This window comes from Prevotella sp. P6B4, from assembly GCF_000619985.1.
Taxonomy (GTDB): domain Bacteria; phylum Bacteroidota; class Bacteroidia; order Bacteroidales; family Bacteroidaceae; genus Prevotella.
The window spans coordinates 35,249-56,748 of the sequence record NZ_JHVE01000023.1; the positions used below are offsets into that span (position 1 = coordinate 35,249).

General features: G+C 48.4%; 22 protein-coding genes and 1 pseudogene. 3 read left to right on the forward strand and 20 right to left on the reverse strand.

The genetic code is table 11. The features are described 5' to 3' along the window. Positions 1-21: 21 nt before the first annotated feature. From T491_RS0113310 to T491_RS0113395, 18 genes are all read right to left on the reverse strand, one after another. Positions 22-993, reverse strand: a complete 972-nt coding sequence (locus tag T491_RS0113310) for a F0F1 ATP synthase subunit gamma (protein WP_028904313.1) — start codon at positions 991-993, stop codon at positions 22-24. A 6-nt stretch (positions 994-999) separates the two neighbouring features. Next, on the reverse strand, positions 1,000-2,586 hold the full coding sequence (gene atpA / locus T491_RS0113315) for a F0F1 ATP synthase subunit alpha (RefSeq protein WP_028904314.1): 1,587 nt from the start codon (positions 2,584-2,586) through the stop codon (positions 1,000-1,002). A 5-nt stretch (positions 2,587-2,591) separates the two neighbouring features. Further along, a complete protein-coding gene (locus T491_RS0113320) occupies positions 2,592-3,128 on the reverse strand; it encodes a F0F1 ATP synthase subunit delta (RefSeq protein ID WP_028904315.1) in 537 nt (178 codons plus the stop codon). 12 nt (positions 3,129-3,140) lie between these two features. After that, on the reverse strand, positions 3,141-3,656 hold the full coding sequence (atpF, locus tag T491_RS0113325; RefSeq protein WP_028904316.1) for a F0F1 ATP synthase subunit B: 516 nt from the start codon (positions 3,654-3,656) through the stop codon (positions 3,141-3,143). Between the two features lie 37 nt (positions 3,657-3,693). Beyond that, positions 3,694-3,936 carry an ATP synthase F0 subunit C gene (gene atpE / locus T491_RS0113330; RefSeq protein WP_028904317.1) on the reverse strand — a complete coding sequence of 81 codons (243 nt, stop codon included), beginning with the start codon at positions 3,934-3,936 and terminating at the stop codon, positions 3,694-3,696. Positions 3,937-3,992: 56 nt separating this feature from the next. Next, positions 3,993-5,033 (reverse strand): F0F1 ATP synthase subunit A, encoded by a 1,041-nt coding sequence (gene atpB, locus T491_RS0113335; protein ID WP_028904318.1) that lies wholly within the window; start codon positions 5,031-5,033, stop codon positions 3,993-3,995. 24 nt (positions 5,034-5,057) lie between these two features. Then, positions 5,058-5,405: a hypothetical protein gene (locus T491_RS0113340; protein ID WP_231480258.1), complete on the reverse strand. Its 348-nt coding sequence runs from the start codon at positions 5,403-5,405 to the stop codon at positions 5,058-5,060. A 34-nt stretch (positions 5,406-5,439) separates the two neighbouring features. After that, positions 5,440-5,706: an ATP synthase F1 subunit epsilon gene (atpC, locus tag T491_RS0113345; protein WP_028904320.1), complete on the reverse strand. Its 267-nt coding sequence runs from the start codon at positions 5,704-5,706 to the stop codon at positions 5,440-5,442. 23 nt (positions 5,707-5,729) lie between these two features. Further along, positions 5,730-7,256 (reverse strand): F0F1 ATP synthase subunit beta, encoded by a 1,527-nt coding sequence (atpD, locus tag T491_RS0113350; RefSeq protein WP_028904321.1) that lies wholly within the window; start codon positions 7,254-7,256, stop codon positions 5,730-5,732. Between the two features lie 37 nt (positions 7,257-7,293). Then, entirely contained in the window at positions 7,294-8,394 is a 1,101-nt protein-coding gene (locus tag T491_RS0113355; protein ID WP_028904322.1) for an AAA family ATPase, read from the reverse strand. A gap of 3 nt (positions 8,395-8,397) precedes the next feature. Further along, positions 8,398-9,375: a 6-phosphofructokinase gene (gene pfkA, locus T491_RS0113360; RefSeq protein WP_028904323.1), complete on the reverse strand. Its 978-nt coding sequence runs from the start codon at positions 9,373-9,375 to the stop codon at positions 8,398-8,400. Between the two features lie 24 nt (positions 9,376-9,399). Further along, positions 9,400-10,791 carry an SLC13 family permease gene (locus T491_RS0113365; protein WP_028904324.1) on the reverse strand — a complete coding sequence of 464 codons (1,392 nt, stop codon included), beginning with the start codon at positions 10,789-10,791 and terminating at the stop codon, positions 9,400-9,402. 14 nt (positions 10,792-10,805) lie between these two features. After that, entirely contained in the window at positions 10,806-12,629 is a 1,824-nt protein-coding gene (locus T491_RS0113370) for a transporter substrate-binding domain-containing protein (RefSeq protein ID WP_197018877.1), read from the reverse strand. Between the two features lie 98 nt (positions 12,630-12,727). Then, a complete protein-coding gene (locus T491_RS0113375) occupies positions 12,728-13,528 on the reverse strand; it encodes a DnaJ domain-containing protein (protein ID WP_028904326.1) in 801 nt (266 codons plus the stop codon). A gap of 20 nt (positions 13,529-13,548) precedes the next feature. Then, a complete protein-coding gene (locus T491_RS0113380; RefSeq protein ID WP_028904327.1) occupies positions 13,549-14,493 on the reverse strand; it encodes a hypothetical protein in 945 nt (314 codons plus the stop codon). 8 nt (positions 14,494-14,501) lie between these two features. Then, positions 14,502-15,080: a Maf-like protein gene (locus T491_RS0113385; protein WP_028904328.1), complete on the reverse strand. Its 579-nt coding sequence runs from the start codon at positions 15,078-15,080 to the stop codon at positions 14,502-14,504. Then, positions 15,074-15,592 (reverse strand): HAD family hydrolase, encoded by a 519-nt coding sequence (locus tag T491_RS0113390; RefSeq protein ID WP_028904329.1) that lies wholly within the window; start codon positions 15,590-15,592, stop codon positions 15,074-15,076. The genes T491_RS0113385 and T491_RS0113390 overlap by 7 nt, the downstream gene beginning before the upstream one ends. 20 nt (positions 15,593-15,612) lie before the next feature. After that, positions 15,613-16,140 (reverse strand): nitroreductase family protein, encoded by a 528-nt coding sequence (locus T491_RS0113395; protein WP_028904330.1) that lies wholly within the window; start codon positions 16,138-16,140, stop codon positions 15,613-15,615. A 138-nt stretch (positions 16,141-16,278) separates the two neighbouring features. Here T491_RS0113395 and T491_RS0113400 point away from each other — a divergent pair, with 138 nt between their 5' ends. Then, a complete protein-coding gene (locus tag T491_RS0113400) occupies positions 16,279-17,259 on the forward strand; it encodes a GNAT family N-acetyltransferase (protein ID WP_028904331.1) in 981 nt (326 codons plus the stop codon). Here T491_RS0113400 and T491_RS0113405 read toward each other — a convergent pair whose 3' ends face one another. Then, positions 17,260-17,544, reverse strand: coding sequence for a hypothetical protein (locus T491_RS0113405; protein WP_155950145.1), 285 nt, complete (start codon positions 17,542-17,544; stop codon positions 17,260-17,262). Between the two features lie 14 nt (positions 17,545-17,558). After that, on the reverse strand, positions 17,559-19,631 hold the full coding sequence (locus T491_RS0113410; RefSeq protein WP_028904333.1) for a bifunctional (p)ppGpp synthetase/guanosine-3',5'-bis(diphosphate) 3'-pyrophosphohydrolase: 2,073 nt from the start codon (positions 19,629-19,631) through the stop codon (positions 17,559-17,561). 109 nt (positions 19,632-19,740) lie between these two features. Between T491_RS0113410 and T491_RS0113415 the strand changes: the two genes are divergently transcribed. After that, positions 19,741-21,240: a DUF4301 family protein gene (locus T491_RS0113415; RefSeq protein WP_028904334.1), complete on the forward strand. Its 1,500-nt coding sequence runs from the start codon at positions 19,741-19,743 to the stop codon at positions 21,238-21,240. A gap of 69 nt (positions 21,241-21,309) precedes the next feature. After that, positions 21,310-21,500: pseudogene (locus tag T491_RS18130) on the forward strand (hypothetical protein); the annotation flags it as partial.

Here is a 21,500-nt window from a genome sequence, read left to right on the forward strand (position 1 = left end):
ATAGCGCAAACTTCTTTTTTATTAGTTATTCACCGAGCCACCCACAATATCAAGCAGTTCGGAGGTGATGGCTTGCTGACGACTCTTATTATATTGCAAATTGAGCTCGCGCAACAATTCATCAGCATTATCCGTAGCGGTTTGCATGGCCACCATTCGGGCAGCATGCTCTGAGGCATTCGAATCGAGCAACGCTGTATAAAGCATCAGGTGAGCTAACTTTGGCATGAGCTGAGAAAGCACAGTATTCATGTCGGGCTCAACGATGAAGTTATCGTTCAGCGGTTTCACGTCTTCCTGCTTCATTTCTGTCTCGCGCTCACCACGCTTCTTCAGATACTCCTGCGACTGCTTGGTGGCAATCGTAGAAGTGAGATCGCGCTCGTGGTCAGCCTGCAGTTCCGACTCCACATCGATGGGCAAGAACGTTTTGCGGGTGAGCACCTGCGAACCGGCACTCTTGAAGTGATGATAGATGAGCTCCACCTTATCAATCTCGCCCGCAGCAAACTTACGGCCCAGATCCATGGCTATCTCGATGCACTGCTGCACGTTGGGATGGTCGGCCAGCGCAGAGTATTCACCTTGCACCTGCAAACCCATCTTACGGGCTTTCTCATACACCTTGCGGCCAATGGGATAGATCTCCACCTGGTCGCGCCCGATGGTCTCGGCATACTCATCGACCACATGCGACATGAGCTTGATGGTGTTGGCATTGAAACCGCCACAGAGTGACGAGTTACTTGAGAACACCACCAAGGCTACCCTCTTAACAGGGCGCTCCTGATCGTAGATGGTCTGAGCCTCGGCCTCGGCAGCCAGGAACGACTTGAGGATGTGCTCCAGCAGCTCCTCGTAAGGCAGCATATTTTGAATAGCCACCTGAGCGTGGTGCAGCTTGCTGGAGGCAACCATCTTCATAGCCGACGTGATCTTTCGCGTAGAATTGACTGAGGCTATGCGGCCTTTAATTTCTTTCAGGCTTGGCATAGGCTATCAGGCTTTATACGTTCCGGCGATATCAGCCATAACGGCCTCAATCAGCTTGGTGGTCTCGTCGTCGATCTTACCGCTGGCCAGAGTCTCGACCACCTCGGGATGAGCTGAGCGCAGCTTGTCGAGGAACGAGGTCTGGCACTCACGTACCTTAGCGATGGGCACATCGCGCATCAGACCATGCACACCGCAATACAGGATGGCAATCTGCTCGCCTACCGGCATTGGGCTGTACTGAGGCTGGATGAGCAGCTGATTGTTCTTACGACCACGGTCAAGTGTCATCGCTGTCACAGCATCCATATCGCTTGAGAACTTAGAGAAGGCCTCGAGCTCACGATACTGCGCCTGGTCGATCTTCAGTGTTCCAGCCACCTTCTTCATACTCTTGATCTGAGCAGAACCACCCACACGAGATACTGAGATACCTACGTTGATGGCGGGACGGAAACCCTGGTTGAAGAGGTCGCTCTCCAAGAAGATCTGACCATCGGTGATAGAGATAACGTTGGTTGGGATGTAAGCCGACACGTCACCTGCCTGTGTCTCGATGATAGGCAGAGCGGTGAGCGAACCACCACCCTTTACGTGACCCTTCATACACTCAGGCAGGTCGTTCATCTGCTCGGCCACCTCCTGCTGCTCGTTCATCTTGGCTGCACGCTCAAGCAGACGAGAGTGGAGATAGAATACATCGCCAGGATAGGCCTCACGTCCAGAAGGACGGCGCAGAATCAGAGATACCTCACGATAGGCCACTGCCTGCTTAGAGAGGTCGTCGTATACTACGAGTGCGGGCAGACCACGGTCACGGAAGTACTCACCGATAGCAGCACCAGCAAAAGGCGCATAGTACTGCATAGCAGCAGGATCAGCAGCGGTAGCTGCAACCACAATAGTATAAGGCATAGCGCCGTGCTCCTGCAGTGTAGATACGAGAGCAGCAACGGTACTGGCCTTCTGACCGATAGCTACATAGATACAATAGACAGGCTTTCCTGCCTCATAGAAACTCTTCTGGTTAATGATGGTATCAACAGCGATGGCGGTCTTACCCGTCTGACGGTCACCGATAATCAGCTCACGCTGTCCGCGACCGATAGGGATCATCGAGTCGATAGCCTTCAATCCGGTCTGCAGCGGTTCCTTTACAGGCTGACGGTAGATAACTCCAGGAGCCTTACGATCCAGAGGCATCTCGAATGCCTCGGTGAGATCGATTTCTCCTTTACCGTCGATAGCCTGGCCCAGCGGATTGATAACACGTCCCAGCATGTTGTCGTTCACTCGGATAGAAGCGATACGCTTGGTGCGCTTCACCACCATGCCCTCTTTGATGCCTGAGGTAGAGCCCAAGAGCACGCAGCCCACGTTGTCCTCCTCGAGGTTCATCACGATAGCCATGGTGCCATTCTCAAACTCCAGCAGCTCGTTGGCCTCGGCATTGCGCAGACCGTAGATACGTGCCACACCATCGCTGACGGTGAGAACGGTACCTACCTCGTCGAACTTCTCGGCATCGGAGATGCCTTTCAACTGGTCGAGCAACACCTGGGAAACTTCGCTTGGTTTAATCTTATCTGACATTGTTATTATTTCTTTAAAGTGTTAAGAATTGAGTTGAGTTTGGTTTTGACACTGGCGTCCATGCGATAGGTGTCGTACTCCAGGATGAAACCTCCGATGATGTCGGGGTTGACCTGCGACTCAAACTCCACTGTTCCATTAGTCTTACTCTCCACCATGCGGCGCATCTTCTGTTCTGTTTCAGGAGATACGGCAGCAGCAGTGATGAGACGTCCACGGATGACATTCTTCTGCTGACGGTAAAGCGTGACGTACGAATTGGCGATGAACTGCATCACATTCTCGCGGTCCTCCTTCAGCACCAGCTGGATGAAGGCCTTCATCAGACCAGAAGGCTCGCGGCCTGCCGCGGTGAGCAGCAAGCCCTCCTTCTTATCCTTCGAGAGCATCGGATTGTCAATCGTAGAGCGCAACTGCGGCACCTCGATGTAGCTCTTGGCTATCTGCTGCATCTCGGCATACACCTGCTGCTCTATCTTGGCGTCGGTAGCACTCTTGAGAAGTGCGCGCGCGTATCTTACCGATATGACTCCTATATCCATACGTTGGGTTACTTATTTATCAGTAGAAACTTCATCCAGCATGCGATCAATCAAATCCATCTGGGCCTTGTCGTCCTTCAGGCTCTGCTTGAGAACCTTCTCAGCGATGCCTACACTCAGTGCGGCAACCTGCTGGCGGATATCGGCAATGGCAGCCTTCTTCTCCTGGTCGATAGCCACACGGGCATCTTCCAGTAGACGGGCACCCTCTGCCCTGGCTTTCTCCTGAGCCTGCTCCACAATAGCGTCGCGTGTCTCCGCAGCCTCCTTAAGTATCTGAGCCTGACGGTCGCGTGCCTCTTGAAGGATAGCCTCACCTTCTTGCTTGATGTTCTCCAGTCGCTCAGAGGCCTCGTGAGCCTTCAGCAGACTTTCGTCGATGTACTTTTTCCGCTCCTCAACCATATTGGTAATGGCAGGAAATCCGTACTTTGCTAAACAGAAGAAGATGACGGCAAACGCCAGAAGCATCCAGAACAGAAGTCCCAGATCGGGGGTGAGGATTGCTGGCAGTTTACTGAAATCCATAAAACTTCAATTTTTCAGTTTTTGAATTCTTCAATCCTTACTTGATAAGGAATGCACAAGCTGCAATAGCGAAAAGAGCACAACCCTCAACGAAAGCAGAGGTCAGAATCATCTGGGTGAAAATCTTACCAGAAGCCTCTGGCTGGCGAGCGATAGCATCAACGGCGCTACCACCAATCTTACCAATACCCAAACCTGCACCAATTACTGCAATACCTGCACCAATACCGCAGCCCAGCTGAGCCAGACCCTCGGCTAAAAATAAAGCTGAAATCATAATACTTTTAATTTTTAATTATTAATAATGTTGTTACTTAATTCTCTAAAATCTTAATTTTACTCAGCGTGATGGTCCTGATGAGCCAGACCGATGAATACGGCACTAAGCATTGTGAACACATACGCCTGAACGAAGGCCACCAGCAGCTCCAGTGCATTCATAAACAGAAGCATGAGGATACTGAACAGGTTAAGCCCAAGACCATAACCTACTCCCATCGACCAACCAAGGAAAATCACACAGGTAAACGAAAGGATTACTGCGTGACCAGCCATCATGTTGGCGAAAAGTCGGATCATCAGAGCAAAGGGCTTAGTGAAGACGCCGAACAGTTCGATAGCAGGCATCACGGGGATAGCCTTCAGGAAGATAGGCACATCAGGCCAGAAAATATCCTTCCAGTACTCCTTATTGCCAAACAAGTTGATAGCAAGGAATGTGCAGAAGGCCAAGAAGAACGTGATGTTGATGTTACCCGTAACGTTAGCACCACCTGGGAAGATGGGCAGCAGTCCTACGAGGTTGGTAAACAGGATGAAGAAGAATACCGTCAGCAGATAAGGTGCGTAGGGTTTGTAATGCTTCTCACCAATTGACGACTTGATGACGTCATCGTGAATCATCATCACAAGCATCTCCACAGCTCCCACGAATCCGCCGGGCGCATTACTCTTCTCGTCATGCTTCTTATACCAGCGGGCACAGGATAGGAATACCCCCAGCAAGAGGGCTACCACAATCCATATCTGCAACACATTACGCGTAATGCTCAGATCCAACGGACGTTCTGTCGTCCCGTCGGCCATCCGCTCATACACCTTGCCGTGTGCCTCTTCGTTGAAGAAGAAACCATCAGGCAGACTATGTGCTGTGCAGAAGTACCAAGCACCCGTGTTCGAACTCCTAAGGATTATCGGCAACGGAATGCTCAGATGCTTACCTTGATAAGAAGCAATGTGCCACTCGTAGGAATCGGCCAAGTGTTCAAGCACGATTTCCGGGATGTCGAGTTTCTCGTCCTCCTGCTCATTGGCATAGAGCGACAGCGGCAGAAACGCGACCATCAACAAGAGACATATTGACTTTAATTGTTTCATTTGAAATAACTCATTTTAAGATCGTTACAAACGATTTGATACTCTCGAAAAGAAGATGGAATGGTGAATAAGGGACACGAAGTAAAAGATCAGGAACACCACGAAGAACGTGATTATTGCCTGTCTGTTCGTAGCCAGATACCAAACAAACATAACGGCCAGCGCTAACAGAAAGCGGAATCCTGACACACCTGTAAAGAACGATGGTAGCATGTCGGAATGCTTGACAGCCACCCAACGCCACAGAAATGCAGAAGCGAGCTCTGTTATCAGCACAAAGAGCGAACTAACAACCAGTGGTATGATTATTCCGTCTGTCTGGTAGACATTTGCCACCAGCAAACCCAGAAGAGCCAGCCCTGTCGTCAGCAAAATGCTCTGCCGTGCGTAGCGTTTACTCAGTTTATCAAAGTCCATTGTCACCGATGCTCCTTATTTCCACACATAGGCTTACAACATTCTTCTGCACTTCAACGAAGCCGCCTAAGATGTCGAGCCTGTTCTTCTCACCAGACTCCAAGGTATATACTACGGTTCCCTTCTCCAGCGACGAGATAATCGGCGCGTGGTTGGTAAGTATCTCGAACTGTCCAACTGTGCCAGGCACAAGAACGCTCTCGACTGCTCCGTCAAACTCTACCTTCTCGGGTGAAACTATTTTTAGCTGTAACATAATTGTCAAATTTCAATTGTCAATTAGCCTTTAGCTGCTTCCAACAGTTTCTTGGCCTTCTCCTTAGCATCTTCGATTGTTCCGACGTTCAGGAATGCCTGCTCTGGCAGATCGTCTACCTCACCATCGAGAATAGCATTGAAGCCCTTGATAGTCTCTTCAATAGGCACCATCACACCAGGCAGACCAGTGAACTGAGAGGCCACAGAGAATGGCTGTGACAGGAAGCGCTGCACACGACGTGCACGGTTCACAGTCAGCTTATCTTCGTCAGAGAGCTCGTCCATACCCAGAATAGCAATGATGTCCTGCAACTCCTTGTAGCGCTGCAGAATCTCCTTCACACGCTGAGCACAGTCGTAGTGTGCCTTGCCCACAATCAGCGGGTCGAGGATACGCGAGGTAGAACCCAGCGGATCCACAGCGGGATATATCCCCAGCTCGGCAATCTTACGATCCAATACGGTTGTAGCATCCAGATGCGTAAAGGTTGTAGCTGGCGCAGGGTCGGTCAAGTCGTCAGCAGGCACATAAACGGCCTGTACAGAGGTGATAGAACCTGTCTTGGTAGAGGTGATGCGCTCCTGCATCGAACCCATCTCAGAAGCCAGTGTAGGCTGATAACCCACGGCTGATGGCATACGACCCAGCAGAGCCGACACCTCGGAACCAGCCTGTGTGAAACGGAAGATGTTATCGATAAAGAACAGGATATCAGCAGCACCGCCATCCTTACCGCCACCATCACGGAAGCCCTCGGCAACAGTTAGACCTGAAAGGGCTACTGAAGCACGGGCACCGGGAGGCTCGTTCATCTGTCCGTAAACCAGAGTGGCCTGCGACTTCTTGAGCTCTTCGGGGTCAACGAGACTCAAATCCCATTTTCCCTGATCCATCGCCTCACGGAACTTGTCGCCGTAACGGATAACACCGCTCTCAATCATCTCACGGATCAGGTCGTTACCCTCACGGGTACGCTCTCCTACTCCGGCAAAAACCGAGAAACCGTTGTGACCCTTGGCAATGTTGTTGATCAACTCCATGATGAGCACCGTCTTACCTACACCGGCACCACCAAACAGACCGATCTTACCACCCTTCATGTAAGGCTCCAGCAGGTCGATCACCTTGATACCTGTGGCCAGAATCTCTTTCTTGGTAGAGAGCTCTTCGAAGGTGGGCGCCTCACGGTGAATGGGATATGCACCATCCATATTGAGCTGTTGCATACCATCGATAGGCTGACCAATCACGTTCAGCATTCTACCCTTGATCTGATCACCTGCTGGCATCACAATCGGTGATCCCAGAGGGATTGCTTCGAGTCCACGATGCAGACCATCGGTATTGTCCATGGCCACACAGCGAACGGTATCTTCACCGATGTGCTGCTGCACCTCGACTATCAGGTCGCGTCCGTCGCCACGATCAATCTTCAGAGCATCGTAAATCTTTGGCAACACTTTTTCAGCATCCTGGCCCTCTGTATCGAAGTAAACATCGATAACAGGACCGATAATCTGCGAAATGTGTCCAATAATTTTTGACATAGCTGTTAATTTTTAAAGTTATTATTTGATTCTATATTTATCGTCTTAACGCAATATTGTAATTGAGATACTTAGGATTGCCGGTAACATCCTCAAGCACACGTATAAACGGCGGGAAGTTAACCGTTTCCTGAGCGGTAACGCCCTTGGTCTCCATCATCACCAGATTACTAACAGGGTTCTGGAAACTGTCGATCTCGAAGAACTGGCCTTTCCAAATGAAACTCTGACGTTTCTTACGGATGGTGGTACGATACGGATCAGCCTGTTGCAACATCTGCTCATAGAGATTGTTGTCCACCTGACGCTCGGTCTCTATCACCTCGGTCTCAGAGATACGCTTCTTGGAACGGTGCACATTGACCACCTTTCCACCACTCCACTCACGACGGCGCAGACGCACCTCTGTTCCTGGCTCTGCCACCAGATAGGTCTGTGTGATCTCGCTGACAGAACACTCTGGAATCTCGCCGGTAATCTCCACCCTGAAGATACGCTCCTCTTGCACTGGCTGAGGCAGCCCTACCACCTTGGAGATCTCGGTTAGCACACGGTTGAGCTTATTCTCAAAGTCGTCGTGGTTGTTGATGACACGCAGATGAGGATGCCCCGTCCAGGCCTTGATGACCTTCTTGTCGAGTTCACGGGCTATACGCAGTCCCTCTTCATTGGCTTGCTCATAGCGGGTGGCATTGGTGGCAGTGGTATAATACTGCTCAGCACCATCAGCAGCACTCACCAGGTGAAGCACGGCATCGTAGCTCTCACGCAGCGTATTACTATTGGTACCAGCCATGTGCGTAATCTCTTCCCACTCCTCGGGTTTGATATAGGCAGAGATATCCATCGCGCCACGATCGCATACAATCAGAACGGGATCTTCGCACACCTCAGCCAAACGCATGAACTGGTTTTCGAGCGCCAGCTGCGTCTCCAAGATGGCTCGCTCGCCCTGATAATACAGGTTGCGATTGGGGGTCAGGTAGTTCCAGCCTGCCGTACTGAATATCGTGGGCACTTCGGGTACATTAAACACCTTGTAGCCAAAGCCCGAGAAGTACTCGGTAATCTTTACCAAGGCAGTGGTCTTGCCCGCACAGGGGCCTCCTGTTAATACTATCTTTTTAATATCTGGCATAGATTAAATGCTAAGCTCATCAAGAACCTTAATCAGGCGTTTATCAAAACGTTTATCGGTGCGGATACACTCGCTGAAAGGTACGTATACCACCTCGTTGTTGCGGATACCTACCATCACATTACGCTGTCCCTGCTTAATGGCCTCGATAGCACCCACACCTGTGGTGGCAGCCAGAATGCGGTCGCGGGCTGATGGGGTACCTCCACGCTGCAAGTGACCAAGGATGGACACACGCACGTCGAACTCAGGGAACTCCTTCTTCACACGATCAGCATAGTAGAGTGCGCCACACTTGGGACTCTCGGATACGATCACGATACATGATTTCTTTGACTTTCGGATACCACGGCTCATGAACTGTGCCAACTGGTCAACATCCGTCGACTCCTCGGGAACGATGGCAGCCTCGGCACCACAGGCAATGGCAGAGTTCTGTGCCAGGAAACCGGCATCACGGCCCATCACCTCCACAAAGAAGATACGCTCATGCGAATTGGCGGTGTCGCGGATACGGTCCACACACTCCATGATGGTATTCATCGTGGTATCGTAGCCAATCGTTGAGTCGGTGCCATAGAGGTCGTTATCAATAGTACCAGGCAGACCTATCACAGGGAAATCGAACTCCATACCGAAGTTGCGGGCACCTGTGAGCGAACCGTTTCCACCAATAACCACCAGCGCATCAATCTCTTCCTTTACACAGGTCTCGTAAGCTTTCTGCATTCCCTCTGGTGTTGGGAACTCCTTTGAACGGGCTGTTTTCAGGATTGTACCACCACGGGTTACAATGCCACTCACATTCTCTGTGGTGAATTCCTGAACCTCATCATGAATCAGTCCTTCATAACCACGATATATTCCTTTAATCTTAAAACCGTTGTAGATACCGGCACGTGTTACGGCACGTATAGCGGCATTCATTCCTGGTGCATCGCCTCCCGACGTCAGGATACCAATCGTCTTAATCTTTGTCATATTACCTAATCATTTATTGTTTAGTTATACATAATTCACTTCAATCCACAGCACAGCCAAGCCTATCAGCATACCTGCCATCACCTTCAGCGTCAGGTTCTTCAGATACCAGCTAAGGCGCATGTGCTCCATTTTCATCAAGGCCAGTCCGCTCACCGAACCAACACTGAGCAGACAGCCACCTACGGCGGTACAGAAAGCAACAATTTTCCAATAAGCACCATTCACCACGAAATTCTCGGCATACGAGCCTTCCATGGCAGTATCAGCTATCGGATAAAGCGAAACGTCGCTCATGGCAATCGTGAACGAGTCGACAAGTCCACTCAGCAGTCCAGAAACTATTCCAAGAATCCACACATTTTCAAAAGTATCATCTATCCACTGGGCCACATCGCTAAACACGCCAGTCTCGGTAACAACACCCATTGCCAACATAATACCCATTACAAATAGTATTTGCTGCAGTGAGCCATACTGCACCGAACGAGGAGTCAACCGCTGCATCATCTGGTCAGCTCCAATCAGCTTGCGATTCATAATCTCGTTGACTACCCACAATACACTCAGCACACACAAAGCACCGAGGAATGGTGACAGTTTCGTAATGGTATGGAAAGTCGGAATAAACCACAAACCGCCAATACCTACAAAGAGCATCACTATGCGTTGCCAAGGCAACAGATTGGTATCATCACCACGGAACGGCATCGGTGCCCATTGGGTATCAAGTCGCTCTGGCAGTTCACGATTAATCAGGATGGTTGGCACAATCCAAGCCAGAATAGCTGGCAGTGCCATATACGTTGTATATCTGGTTGCAGTAATGGCTTCATCCCCCCAAAGTACTAGGGTGGTAGGATCACCTATCACAGTCAGACACCCCCCACAGTTGGCTGCAATAACGATGGCTGCACCAATCAGCATACGCTGACGACGGTTCTGGACAATGGAATGCATGATGACCAGCATCATCGTTGCTGTTGTCAGGTTATCGAGATTAGCCGACAGAATGAAAGTTGCCAAGGTGATAGTCCACAATAGTCGTTTTGAGTTGTGGGTCTTAATCCACTTTGTTACAAAATCGAAACAGCCGTTATTATGCAGTATCTCGACGATACTCATGGTTGCCAGAAGAAACATAACGATACTGGCTGCACGACCTACGTAATATAGGAATATATTATTATATATGTAATATTTTACTGCTTCGCTCGATGGCAGACTACCTGCAAGGAATTTCCAATAATCCTGTGCATGGCGCTGCATCACAAAGTCGGTACCATAACATATATAGACCACCCATCCTACAGTACCGATAAAAATGGCGATTGCCGACTTGTTTACCCCCGTTGTGTGGCCAGTAGCTATCACAACGTATCCTAATAATAGCAGTATGACGATAATTAATGTCATTTTCTCTATGCCTCCTAGTTTAATATCTCCGAAGGAGTCCAATACCAGAATATAGACCCTCTTCCGTCTTCTGTATTATCACGTGCTCCTATCTTACCATTACAACGGTCCATGATAGCTTTACAAACACTAAGTCCAAGTCCCGGATTATCCTGACTCTCGTCGTGGGTATATGTATTCTTGTCGCTTAACAGACCGAAAATATTATTCTTCAATTTTTCTGGTAAACCTTCACCGGTATCCTTCACTTCAACATACAGACCACCAGCCTTCAGGTAATATGTCAGCGTAATCTTGCCTTCGGTGGTGTGTTGCATGGCATTCTCCAAGAGATGCATCGTAACGATGCGCAAAAGTTTTTTGTCAATGAGAGCACGGAGACCGCCCACAGGTTCTACGACATCCAGTTGTACGCCTTTGTGCAATTGTAGACGAATTTCTGAAGCATATTGTCCCATCTCATAGTCCACATCTGTCACCTCACGCTTGAATAGCTGCTTATCACCTTCCACCTCACTGAGAGAGAGCAGTTCATTAATCAGATGCAATAAGTCAAGTCCATTCTTATTAATCAACTGCAATAAATTATCGCGCTCCTCTCGTGACATTGTATCGTCCTCCATAGACATCAACAAGTCAGAGAATCCGATAATGGCATTCAGTGGTGTACGCAACGAGTGACTGAGATTTCCCAGGAAGATATCCTTCAACTCTTCACTCTTACGGGCAGCCTCTGCATTCTGACGGGCTTTCTCCTCATTCTTCTTTGCTTCCTCAGCATTTCGCCGTGCTATCTCTGCATTCTGTTCAGCTATAGCCGCATTACGCTTTGCCTCTTCTTCGCTGACCTTGGCTCTTTCTGCGTTCGCTCTGGCAATAGCTTCGCTCTCCTTAGCCATCTCAGCATTAGCCCGCGCCTCATCCTCACTCTTTCGTGCTTTAGCTTCACTTTCCAGCGCCCTCTCCTCATTCTGGCGGGCTAAATCCAAAGCATTTTTCAAGTTATGTGTATTGCGTTTCTGCATCAGAATCACACCTATCAATGTCGCAAACACCACAGCCAAGATGCAACCATACACCCAGCCTGGTATAATCACCCCGTTGAATGTAGATGCCACGTTACCATACACCTCGTCAATCAAGCCTTCATCCTCCATCTTATCCAATTCCTTATTGATGGCATCAATCAGTTTCTTATTATTGCTCACATAGCAATATTCACGTGGTGTCAGCGTCAGATCCTCCTGTTCAATGTTCATCAGATTATATTTTTGGGTCAGGAATCTGGCCTGATATCTATAGCATACTAATGCGTCGTATTTGCCATTCGACAAATCTTTAATAGCCTTAGTCAGATCTTCAACGATAATCAGTTTTGCTCCGATCTTCTGCAGTGTATCACGAACTGGCCGACTGGCCATCAGTGCCACTTCCATGTTATGCATGTCACGCAGACCGTAATTTTTCTTAGCACCTTTACGAGTCAGTATCTGATAATACAAGCGAATAACGGCACGTGAATAATTGGTCACATCCTTTCGATATGGCGAATACACCATCATGCCCAGATCTACTCGACCCTGCAAGACGTCATTGGCTATAGCTCCCCAATTATTAGGTTTGTACTCAAATGGAATTTCCAAACGCTTCATCAGAAGCTTAGTAAACTCTACATCAGCGCCGTTAGGTTCTCCTTGCTCATCGATAAACTCAAGCGGAGGATAATCTTCGTCGATTCCAAAAAGCAGAGGTTTCTCTTTGGTGAAGCCGAGGTTGTCTGCACTTACCGAGAGGGTAAATGTCAGGAACAGCAATATGTAGTTCAGTTTCAGCTTCATAATAGTCATTCTTAATCAGGCATAAAGCCTTGATTGGGTACAAAATTAGAAAAAAAACTCCAAACCGCCAAATATTTTCCCCAAAAAAACTAAAAAAATCACAATCCACGGGCTTTCCAGATGCGATCTTTGGCTGCATTAATCTCCTGAAACTTCTTCTCAGCGGCCTTTCTTACATCTTCGCCCAAGGCTGCCACTTTGTCCGGATGATGCTCCAAAGCCAACTTTCGATAGGCTTTCTTGAGCTCGTCATCGGTAGCTTCAGGACTAACGCCTAACACCTTATACGCATCTTCCAATGTGCCTCCTTCCAAATGAAGCATTTGGTCAACTTCTGTTGCACGTAGTCCCATCCACTGAGCGCATTCCTTCAAAGCCGAAATCTCGCTCTGAGGCACACTTCCATCAGCCTTGGCCACCATGACCAGATAATTCAGCAGCTGCAAACGCTGACTATAATCCATTTGTTGACATATTTGGCCACAGCAAGCCTGCACAGTCTGCTTAAACTGGGTCCATCCTTCACGCTTCTGTTCCTCAAACAGGCGATTGAGAATATCGTTACCTTGCTGGACGGCTACCGAACCGAAATTCTGTCGAAGCATCTGTCTGACAAGCTCCATTTCGGAGTGCATGGCCTTTCCATCAGCCTTGATGATGTACGACGATAATACCAGTAACGAAAACAAGAAACTGTTACGTTGGCCCTGTTGCTGACGTTGTTGATAAGCCTGCTGATAAGCATCGTTATACGACTGCCACGTACCAGAGTTGTCAGGATTATTCACCCCATTCAGCATACTTTCGAACAACGAGCCTAAAAGATAGCCTGCCAGCGCTCCTAAGGGACCACCAGCCATCCATCCTACAAATCCTCCTATCCATTTACCTGTAGCCATAATCTTTCCTTTTTTTAACATCAATCACCGGAAACTTCAGCACTACCTTCTTCCTGGGGCAGATTCTGCCAAGTCGGCTTAGGCTGACTCCTTTTCTGTTTGGCACGCTGCATCAACTGGCGGCCTTTAACTGGCGATATAGGATGTCCATCATAATAATATTCATAAATAGGCGTGCCCAGCTCCAGTGGCACGGTGGCGAGATATTCAACAGTATGAAACTTGCGACTATTGCGAAGCGTTACCACCTTTGAGATCTCGCTGTTGTAACCAGCTTTACCGATTACCCCTACAGCTCCACGATAAAAGACCACTCTCTGCGGACTACGCTCAATCACCAACAACTGCGCATTACCCGCCAGACTGACTAACGCACCGAAACGATTATCTTCTGAACGCAACCAGATTTCATCATAACCATCACCATCGATATCTACATAGCAATATTTTGCCACATCTACATCCTGGAAACCAGAGTCGGTCAGTCCGATTCGACGCCACAGAATGGTACAGATGGTTTGAGTCAGGTAGGCCCGCTCGCCTTCACCGCCATCAGCAGCGAGAAAATCATCTACAAACCAGTCATCACGCTCATAATGCAGGCTTAAGACCACCTCGTAATCACGCCCAAAATTATGAATTCCAACCCTAACAATAGCTGTTGTATCGGTCTGAATATCAATATCCTTAGCCTCTGCCGTGAAATCTTTACTCCAATCTTGTGCATTAATCCAATGATCAGCATCAAACAATATCTCACCCTCAGCCAACTCATCCCAGGCCTGACGTACCAGTTCGAGATACCGCAAGGTACAGTAAGTCGAGTCGATATCAGCCATACCATGATGACTATAGACAGAATCAATACGCTGACGGATATAATCAGCTGTATGCTTCTCGTCGGCCCAAGCAGTCTGTACAACGACCGACATCAAGACGATTAAGATTGAAACAATTTTCTTCATTGGCAATACTAAGTTAGTTTCTGCAATTCGGTGTAGATGCGCTGCACAGGCAACCCCATCACATTATAATAACTGCCATGCAAGCCCGTCACCCCGATATAGCCAATCCATTCCTGTATTCCATAAGCGCCCGCTTTATCAAAGGGGCGATAATGCGATACATAATGTTGTATCTCCTCATCAGTTAGCTGTTTGAAGGTAACATCGGTCGTAACGGAGAACGAACACTGCTGTGTGGATGTCAGCAACGATACCCCCGTTGTCACCTGATGCGTACGACCGCTGATTTCACGCAGCATGCGAACGGCATCAGCCTCGTCATGGGGTTTCCCAAGAATATCCTCTCCCACAATCACCACTGTGTCTGCCGTAATAATCAGCTCATCCGCCTGCATCGTACTCCGATAGGCATCGGCTTTTTTCTCAGCAATATACTGAGCCACCTCACTGGCAGGCAGCGATGCGGGATAGCTCTCATCGATTCCGTCAATCACACGCACCTCGAATTTTAATCCGAGTCCTGCGAGGAGTTCCTTTCTTCGAGGCGAATTACTCGCCAACACATATTTGTATTTCCTCATTACCATCCAAAAGCTTTCTCGTTCATGACCCACTTGCCTTGTGCACGAAGAACCTGTTCGATTACATCACGTCCACATCCGTAACCACCACGTCGGTCACTGGTATAGAGCGAGATATCACGGATTTCCTGACAGGCATCCTTGGGACACACCGGGCACCCCACCCTGCGCATAATCTCCAGATCAGGTATATCGTCGCCCATATACATCACCTCCTCATCCGTGTAGCCATAAATAGCCAGGAACTCATCATAGGTAGCTATCTTAACAGCACACCCCAGATAGATATCCTCTACGCCTAAGCCCTCGTAACGCACACGCAGACTTTCTACCCGTGCTCCCGAGATAATGGCAATACGCAATCCTAACTTCATGGCCAGTTGAATGGCATAACCATCCTTGATATTCACCGTACGCAGAGGTGTTCCATCTGCACTCAGGTTGATGGTCTCTGCACTAAGCACGCCATCAATATCAAAGATAATGGCCTTGATCTTATTTAAATCGTAGTTAATCATTGAACTTTGAGCTTTGAACTTTAAAACTTGTTCAGGTGAACGTTTTCCCATTTCAGTTTCTCCTCGTCCTGAGGCTTACGCTCATCCTGCCAATGTCCTAAAGCCAAGATACAGAGACAGTTGTAGTTGTCGGGAATGCCAAGCACACCACGAATCACCTCATCAGCCGTCGTACCATCACTTAGTCCGCGACCACGCATCTGAATCCAGCACGAACCGAGCCCCAGTTCTTCAGCCTGGTATTGCATAGAGATGGTTGCAATAGATCCATCCTCTACCCAACAGTCGTTCTGCATAGGATCGCCCATTACGGCAATGGCAACAGGCGCCCCTTTCAGGAACTGACTACCCATGTCCTTGGCATCCGCCAGTTTCTCAAGATCCATTTTGTCATCGACCACTACGAATTGCCAGGCGCGCTGACTCTTAGACGTGGGTGACATCAATGCTGCACGAAGTATTAATTTGAGGTGATCAGGATCAACCTCTTCAGCCGAGAATTTGCGATGGCTACGACGCAACTGCGCCAAATCTTTAAAATTTGTCATATCATTCGAATTATTATACTGCAAAGGTACTATTTTTTTTCAATACAGTGACACAACGACACCGAGAATTATAATAAAAAAACAAAAAACAATGCAACTTTATATCTCTGTGTAGCTTTTTTTATATATCTTTGCACCATGAATCAACTGATTACTACCATATACACAAAATCCAAAGGCATGCCCGCACTTCGCGAAGGTAGCTATTTCCACAGCCGCGAACTGATGGAAGTATGTGAGGCCGCTCCACGCCAACGTCCCTATATGGTGGTGATAACCGACGGCACTGGTCGCGAACTCTGCCACATGTTAGGCATCATTCGCTTCCGCACGTTGATACTACCCCCTTTTCTGCTGATACACTGCCGCATATTGAGCGAAGGCATTTACTGTGACGACCCTGCCTATAAGAAAGATGAACTGTTCGGCTGTATGCTGGATGCTTTAACTCGTAAGTTAGACAATCGGGTATTATTCATAGAGGTCAGCAACCTCAGCCAAAAGATGTTGGGCTACAAGCAGTTGCGTCAGAACAACTATTACCCAGTGAATTGGATATCGATTCACAACTCTCTGCATCGGCATGCTCCCGAAGAACGTATCAGCGAGAAACTGCAGCGGCGCATAGACCACGCCCACCAGCGTGGTGCACAGACCGAGATTGTTAACACTGAAGCTGATTTCAAGGCTTTTTCACAATTACTACGCAAGCACCACATCCTCAAGCCTAAGCGCTATATCCCTGACGATATATTCTTCCGCGAGTTAATGGCAAGCACCAACGGTAACCTCTTCGTTACCAAATACCATCACAAAGTGATTGCCTGCGCAGCTTGTGTATATAGTGAGGGCGATGCCTACTTATGGTATTCGGCCTTCAAACGCAAGAGTTACCACGCCCTGCATCCCGACACCATCATCATCTGGGATGTCATGAAGCACGCCTACGAACAAGGCTATCAACACATGCGGTTTATGGATGTCGGCCTGCCGTTCCAGAAGAATCCCTACCGCGAATTCATTCTGCGATTCGGCGGTAAGGAGCAGAGCACCTATCGCTGGTTCCGTTTTTCCATACGATGGGTGAATGCCTTGTTATCATGGATATACAGAGAGTAGCTACTTCTTGATTTCCTCAACGTTACCCCCTGACATGATATCCGTAATCTCTACGTCAGAGGCATTCATATTAACATCCTTGTCTTGGGGGATGTCAGGCACCTCAAGAGCTGCCTCATTGTCAACCAAACCCGAATAGGCTATCGAGTCGATAGCTGCCGAATCAGTAACCAAGGGACGATACTCGATATTCTCTTCCTCTACAGGAGTCATAGGCTGACGACCTCCTCGACAAGCCACGAGAGCAAGCATGACTGATGCTGCAAATAGTAGTTTCTTATTCATACTGAAATGGGTATTTAGATGCGTGATACTTGTTTTACACCTTTCACTGTGCGGAGTTTTTTTATCAGTGCTTCCAGACGCGAGGTATCTTCGAGCATCACAACGATATTACCACTGAATAAACCGTCATGACTATCGATATTGATACTGCGAAGCACCAGCTTCTCATCCTTCGAGATGATAGAAGTAAGATTATTGACGATACCTATATCGTCGTTTCCTATCACACGTAGTGCAATACTATACTGCGACGATCCCTTACCACTCCATTTCGCCTTGACAATACGGTATCCGAAACGACGACGTAACTCAGGCGCATTCGGACAGTCGCAACGGTGAATCTTAATACCACCGTTCACGGTCACAAAGCCAAACACATCGTCGCCATAGATGGGCGAACAGCATTTTGCCAACTGATAATCGAGTCCTTTCAGGTTACGGTCAATCACCAGCACATCATCGTTCATATGCTGATTCAAACCAGCAATCTTCGACTCATCGAGTTCGAACTCGCTGGCCGAACGGGCCTGATTATCTCCTGTAACAACAGACTCTTTATCTCTGAGTTCCAAGAACTTATCAAGAACATCATTTGTATCGAGTACACCATCAGCAATAGCCTTATAGAAGTCGCTCACCTCTTTATAGCCCATCTTACGGATGACGTTGAACATGATGCTGTCGTCCTGTTCTATCTTACGATTACGGAACTTTCGCTCCAACATTTCCTTAGCAAAGAGTCCATCCTTTACCTGAGTCTCCTTCAGTGCCAGTCTGATTTTGGATTTGGCACGTGAGGTTTTCACGATGTTAAGCCACTCCTGACGAGGCTTCTGGTTTGCCGAAGTCAGAATCTCTACCTGATCACCACTCTTCAGCACATAGCGGATAGGCACCACCTTTCCATTAATACGTCCTCCGGTACACTGATTCCCCAGTTTGGAGTGGATATGATAAGCAAAGTCGAGCACGGTGGCACCAACCGGGAACTTCCACAGATCGCCTGCAGGCGTAAAGACAAACACCTCGTCTTCATAGAGGTCCATCTTAAACTGGTCCATAGCGTCCAGTCCGTCAGCATGTTCCAGCATGGTACGGATATTGGTCAGCCATTCATCGAGACCCGTCTCACCCTTCACGCCTTTATAGCGCCAATGGGCAGCCACACCACGTTCAGCCACTTCATCCATACGCTCGGTACGTATCTGTACCTCTACCCACTTCTGTTCCGGGCCTAACACCGTGATGTGCAACGACTCGTAGCCGTTCGACTTGGGTACCGACAACCAGTCACGCAAGCGCTTGGGGTTAGGCTGATACATATCGGTAATTATCGAGTATGCCTGCCAGCACTGCATCTTCTCCTGCTGCAACGGACAGTCGATGATGATGCGGATGGCAAACAGGTCGTAAACGCCTTCAAAGGGACATTTCTGTTTCTGCATCTTCTGCCAGATAGAGTGGATACTCTTAGTACGTCCCTTGATATGACAACGGATACCCGCCGCCATCATCTTCTGTTCTACAGGCTTGATAAACCTTTCGATGTAGGCATCACGCGACGCCTTGGTAGCACTCAGCTTCTCACGGATGTGGTAGTAGGCATCGTGCTCCATATATTTCAGCGACAAGTCCTCGAGCTCACTCTTCAGTTTATACAAACCCAACTTGTGAGCCAGCGGCGCATAGAGATAAGCCGCCTCTTGCGAAACCTCCAGTCTTGCCTCAATATTCTCTGTATCGCGGATCTGGCGCATCAGATTCACACGGTTGGCAATCATAATGAGAATCACGCGCATATCCTCCGCAAACGACAATAACAGGTTACGGAAGTTCTCACTCTCAACAGCCGGATTCTTCTCATATAGCTGCTGGATGCGGTTCAATCCATGAAGAATTCGTGAAACAGACTCGCCATGAGTTTTCTCTACCTCATCGAGCGTGATATGCCCCGACTCAATTTCCGGTATCAACTCTACAGCCACTATAGCATCACCTTTCAGCCCGATCTCCTCAGTCAGGATTTCGGCCGTCTGCGAAGCCATGCGTTTCTTCTGTTCATATGTAAATGCAAATTTTTCTGCCATAAACTCTATTTTTCGCTACAAAGATACATTTTTCTTTGGATTTATTTTCATTTTTCGAAAAAAATGGTTACTTTTGCCGTAGTTTTTTGACAAAATACCTTTTTTTATTATGTTAGCAGAGAAAGACTTGAAGCAAATTGCTCAAAAGGGCATTACCCAGGAGCAGATTGAGAATCAATTGAACGAGTTTAAGACAGGTTTTCCATTCCTGAAGTTAGAGGCTGCTGCTGGTGTCGGCAACGGCATTATCGCCCCCGATGCCAACGAGCGCCAGAAACTGGTGGAAGCATGGAACGCATATAAGGCCGAAGGCAAGCGTGTTGTTAAGTTTGTGCCAGCCTCAGGTGCGGCCAGTCGTATGTTTAAGAACATGTTCGCATTTGTCGATGCCGACTACGACGTACCAACCACCGATTTCGAGAAGAAATATTTCGATTCTATTGAGAAATTCGCCTTCTTCGAGGCTCTGGATGCTGTCTGCCAGAAGAATGAGGGCAAGGGCATCAAGGCTCTTATCGCCGAAGGCAAATACAAGGCTGTAGCTGCCAATATGCTGAAGGCCGAGGGGTTGAACTACGGCCAGCTACCCAAAGGTCTGTTGTTGTTCCACAAGTATCCCGAGGGATCCCGCACACCCATGGAGGAGCATTTGGTTGAGGGCGCACTCTATGCTGCTTCTAACGGCGAGTCGCACGTACACTTCACCGTGAGTCACGAGCACATGGAGCTGTTCAAGGCAAAGGTTGCCGAGAAGGCCGACTTCTTTGCTAAGAAATATGGCATTAAGTATGATATCACCTTCTCTGAGCAGAAGCCCTCTACCGATACCGTTGCCGCCAATCCCGACAACACCCCGTTCCGCAACGAGGACGGCAGTCTGCTTTTCCGTCCAGGCGGTCATGGCGCACTGATTGAGAACCTGAACGAAATCGAAGCCGACGTCATCTTTATCAAGAATATCGACAATGTGGTACCCGACCGTTTGAAGCCCGAGACTGTGGAGTGGAAGCAGGTGATTGCAGGTGTGCTGGTAACCCTACAGAAGCAGGCTTTCGAGTATCTTCGTCAGCTCGATGCCGGTGCTACCGAGGCTCAGTTGCAGGAAATGGCAGCATTCGTAGCCAAGAACCTGTGCACCGATGCCAAGAACAACAAGGTTGATGCCGACTATCTGCGTAAGAAGCTGAACCGTCCTATGCGTGTATGCGGTGTTGTTAAGAACGTAGGCGAACCTGGTGGTGGTCCATTCCTTACATATAATCAGGACGGCACCGTAAGCCTGCAGATTCTGGAAAGCAGTCAGATCGACACCAACAACGAGGCCTACATGAAGATGTTTACCCAGGGTACACACTTCAATCCCGTTGATCTGGTATGCGCCGTTAAGGATTATCAGGGCAAGCCATTCAACCTGCCTGCATTTGTCGATAAGACCACAGGTTTCATCTCTTCGAAATCAAAGGCTGGCAAGGAACTGAAAGCCCTTGAGTTGCCAGGACTATGGAATGGTGCCATGAGCGATTGGAGCACCATCTTCGTAGAGGTTCCTCTGGGCACCTTCAATCCAGTAAAGACTGTGAACGATCTGCTGCGCGAACAGCATCAGTAATACCAAAAAGAAATCCCCGCCACCTGAGGTGAACCCCGAAAGTTAGACAAAAAACTTTCGGGGTTTATTATGTTAGAAAGAAAAAGAAAGAAACATGATTACGCAGACCGTCTAAAGTATATGCGGCTATTAGAAACTGGTAGATCATTCAAATCTATCCATAAAGAATATGGTATAGACAGTGTTCAACTCAGAGTTTTATGGGAAAAGTACAAAATATTTGGAAAAGCCGGACTAAAGAAATGTGCTAATATCAAAGC